We start from the raw sequence: 3,696 nt of genomic DNA, 5'->3' as shown, positions 1-3,696 counted from the left end.
GGCACCGCGAGGTCGCGGTGCCCAACGGCTACCCCTGGGACGGCCGTCTTCGTGCCGTCCGCCCACCGCTTACCCCGTTATCAGGCGGTGACGGGCTCGGCGGTCTCGGCGTCGTCGGCCGTCGCGGGAGCGGAGTTCTTCGGGCCGCGCAGGGTGATGTAGACGAACAGAGCGCCCATGACGGCGACGCCGACCCACATGGCCTGCTGCCAGCCGTCGACGAAGGACTGCTGGGCGGCGTGGACCAGGTTCTGCGCGTGCGAGCCGGTGCTGCCGGCCACCTCAACGGCGTTGGCGATGCCTTCCCGGGCCGTGTTCGCGGCCTCCGGAGGGATGCCGTACAGCCTGTCGTCGATGGCGCTGCGGTAGCCGGCGGACAGCAGCGCGCCGAGCAGGGCGACGCCGAGGGCGGTGCCGAATTCGCGGGTGACGTCGTTGAGGGCGGAGGCGACGCCCTGCTTCTCGCGCGGCAGAGAGCCGGTGATGGCCTCGGTGGAGGGGGTCATCGACAGGCCCATGCCGATGCCCATGGCGAGCATGCCGGGCAGGATGGTCAGGTAGCCCCCGTCGGCGGAGACGAAGAGGGCCATGAGGGCCAGTCCGACGCCGGCCAGCGCGATGCCCGCGGCCATGGTCGAGCGGGAGCCGACGCGTGCGGCCAGCTTGGGGGCCAGGCCGGAGGTCGTCATCATCATCACGGCCATGGGCATCAGCGCCAGCGTGGACAGCAGCCCCGACCAGCCGAGCACGGCCTGGAAGAACGGGAAGAGGACCACGGCGATGCCCGCCTGGACGCCGAAGACCACCAGCAGCGTGATCGAGCCGCCGGCCAGGCCGCGCTCACGGAACAGCCGCACGTCCAGCAGCGATGCGTCCCGGCGGTGCAGCTGCCAGGCCACGAAGCCGAGGGCGGCGATGAGACCGACAGCGAGACTGATCAGAGTCACGGGCGCGGTCCAGCCACGCTCGGGCCCCTCCTGCAGGACGAAGATGAGTCCGACCACGGCGACGGTCGATACCAGCGCGCCGATGGTGTCGAAGCCGTGGCTGGACCTCTCGCGGGAGTTGGGGACCGACTTCAGCGTCATGGCCAGGGCCACGATGATCAGGATGACGGGCAGCACGAACAGCGAGCGCCAGTCGGCGACGTCGACGAGGAGCGCGGAAAGGAACATGCCCAGGATGCCGCCGCCTCCCGCGACGCCGGTCCACACGCCGATCGCCGTGCCACGTTTCTCCTCGGGGAAGGTGGAGGTGATGACGGCGAGGGTGATGGGCATGATCATCGCGGCGCCGATACCGCCGGCCACGCGCGCGGCCAGCATCACCTCGGCCGTCGGAGCCAGGCCCGCTGCGACGCCGGCGACGCCGAAGACACCCAGCCCGGCGATCAGCATGGGCTTGCGGCCCAGGCGGTCACCGATCGCGCCGAGCGGCAGCAGCAGCGCGGCCAGGGCCAGGGTGTAGATGTTGATGATCCACAAAATGGTGTTCTGCGAGGCGCCGAACTCGACGGCCATGTGCGTCTGGGCGACGTTCAGCCCGGACACCGACGCGATGACGGCCATCAGCGCGATGGAGACGGTGATCAGAATGGTGCGCAGCTGACGTGCATCCGGTGCGCCTCCGCCGCTTCCGTCAGCGGCCGCCACCTGTGGAGGCTGGTTCGTGCTCATGGATTCCTCTCAAAATGGGCATGCAGCGTCAGCGCCGGAGCAGGTCCGGTCGCCGAAGTGGATGGAGTAGGGGTCCGGCCACCACCTCGCGCGGCTGAGCGCGGGTACGCGGTGGGCTGGTAGGAGCCCTGACGTCAGGTGGTGGTGCCGGTCTGGGCGGCGGCGAGGGCCACGTCGGTGTCGGCGGTGGCCAGGAGGGCGTTGATGTGGGAGCCGGCCAGAGCGCCCGCCGCGGCGGAGGCGCCCACCTGGGCGGTCAGGTCGGTGGCGTTGCCGGCCACCCACACGCCCGGCACCTCGGTGGTGCCGGCCATGCCGGAGGCGAAGCGGCGGCCCATGTTGTCGGGCAGGTCCTCCATCGGCAGCTTCAGGCCGTCCAGGCCCTCGGTGCGGGCCTGCATCTGCGTGGCGAGCGCGAGGACACGGCGGGCCACGACCGTGCCATCGGTCAGGCGCACGCCCGCGATGCCGCCGTCCTCGCTCGTCATGACTCCCTGCACCGGGGTGTCGATGATGCGGATGTTGCGGGCGGCGAAGCGCGCTCGGGTGTCGTCGTCGAGATCGGTGCCGTGGGTGAAGTAGATGAGGTCGTCGGTCAGCTGGCGGAACAGCAGCGCGTGGTGGATCGAGGCGGGGCCGGTGGCGAGGATGCCGATCGGTTCGTCGCGTACCTCCCAGCCGTGGCAGTACGGGCAGTGCACCACACCGTGCCCCCAGTGCTCGGCGAGGCCGGGCACGTCCGGCAGCACGTCCCGCAGGCCGGTGGCCACCAGCACGCGGCGGGCCGTCACCGTGCCGCCGTCGGCCAGGCTGACCATGAAACGCAGATCACCGTCGACAGCCGGGGCGGCCGGTTCGGCAGAGGTCACCTCTCCGAAGACGACCCTGCCGCCGTACTGGCGCACCTGCTCCCGGCCCCGCTTGAGCAGTTCGGTGGGCGGCGTGCCGTCCAGCACGATGAAGCCGTGCATGGCCTTGGCAGGCGCGTTGCGGGGTGTCCCGCTGTCGATCAAGACGACCGAACGGCGGGAGCGGGCCAGCATCAGGGCACCGTTCAAGCCTGCGGCGCCGCCGCCGATCACCACAACGTCCACGGTCTCACCGGGCAGTGCGTCGCTCGCGTACGCGGAAGTCCGCACAGACATATCGCGCCCTTTCATCGTGCGTGGCCCAACCGTTCCGGGCCTTCTACACACGACGTTAAGCCAACCTTGCATCATGGGCATATGATGTTGCCCATGACGCAAGAAATTGGAGACCTGGACAGCCTCGTACGCAAACGCATCCGCGCCCTGCGAGTCGCACAGGGCTGGTCCCTGGAAGAACTGGCCACCCGCGCCAACCTCAGCCAGTCCTCACTGAGCCGCATCGAGAACGGCCAGCGCCGCCTCGCCCTGGACCAGCTCGTCACCCTCGCCCGCGCCCTGGACACCACCCTCGACCAGCTCGTCGAGACCGCCGCCGACGACGTCGTCACCAGCCCGATGATCGACGGCGCCCACGGCCTGATGCGCTGGCCCGTCAAGGGCGACCCCGGCATGAGCGTCGTACGCCAGCGCATGACCGAGCCACCGCCCGACAACCCCTCCCGCATGCGTGCCCACCCCGGCCGGGAATGGCTGGTCGTACTCTCCGGCACCGCGATCCTCATGCTGGGACATCGCCGCTTCCGCATCGAGACCAACCAGGCCGCCGAATTCCCCACCATGATGCCGCACGCCATCGGCGCCGAAGGCGGACCGTGCGAGATCCTGGGTATCTTCGACCGCGACGCCCGCCGCGGCCACCAGCGCGACACCGGCAACGGCGACTGCGACACCCCTGACACCTGCGAATGACGGCAACGCGCACCCTCGGCACGGGTGCGCCTTGCGCGTCGGGCACCACCACTCGCCGATATCTTGCGCATCCCGGGAGCCATCGTGCCGGGTAAGCAAACCCGCCTTACGGTGACGGCATGACCCACGCACACCCGCACACCCCCCACCACTCCGCCCAGCACGGCCACCACCAGCAGGAC

Annotated in this window: 3 protein-coding genes; 1 reads left to right on the top strand and 2 read right to left on the bottom strand. The window is 70.3% G+C overall.

Features of this window, described 5'->3' with window-relative positions:
- Positions 1 to 80: 80 nt before the first annotated feature.
- Both ABZ260_RS48370 and ABZ260_RS48365 read right to left on the bottom strand, forming a co-directional pair.
- Positions 81 to 1,676, bottom strand: coding sequence for an MFS transporter (locus ABZ260_RS48370; RefSeq protein ID WP_355631969.1), 1,596 nt, complete (start codon positions 1,674 to 1,676; stop codon positions 81 to 83).
- A 134-nt stretch (positions 1,677 to 1,810) separates the two neighbouring features.
- Positions 1,811 to 2,821 (bottom strand): NAD(P)/FAD-dependent oxidoreductase, encoded by a 1,011-nt coding sequence (locus ABZ260_RS48365; RefSeq protein WP_355631966.1) that lies wholly within the window; start codon positions 2,819 to 2,821, stop codon positions 1,811 to 1,813.
- 93 nt (positions 2,822 to 2,914) lie between these two features.
- On the opposite strand from ABZ260_RS48365, the gene ABZ260_RS48360 reads away from it, so the two are divergent.
- The gene (locus tag ABZ260_RS48360; RefSeq protein WP_355631963.1) at positions 2,915 to 3,514 is read left to right on the top strand and encodes an XRE family transcriptional regulator; all 600 of its coding nucleotides are present in this window, start codon (positions 2,915 to 2,917) and stop codon (positions 3,512 to 3,514) included.
- Positions 3,515 to 3,696: the final 182 nt, after the last annotated feature.

The organism is Streptosporangium sp. NPDC006013 (assembly GCF_040614275.1).
In the GTDB taxonomy this organism is placed as follows: domain Bacteria; phylum Actinomycetota; class Actinomycetes; order Streptosporangiales; family Streptosporangiaceae; genus Streptosporangium.
Note: the sequence above shows the minus strand (reverse complement) of the source record. Positions and strands in the feature narration are given on the sequence as shown.

Bases quoted from the DNA above. Each gene is read 5' to 3' on its own strand.
- ABZ260_RS48370 (WP_355631969.1), bottom strand. From the start codon at position 1,676: ATGAGCACGAACCAGCCTCCACAGGTGGCGGCCGCTGACGGAAGCGGC.
- ABZ260_RS48365 (WP_355631966.1), bottom strand. From the start codon at position 2,821: ATGTCTGTGCGGACTTCCGCGTACGCGAGCGACGCACTGCCCGGTGAG.
- ABZ260_RS48360 (WP_355631963.1), top strand. From the start codon at position 2,915: ATGACGCAAGAAATTGGAGACCTGGACAGCCTCGTACGCAAACGCATC.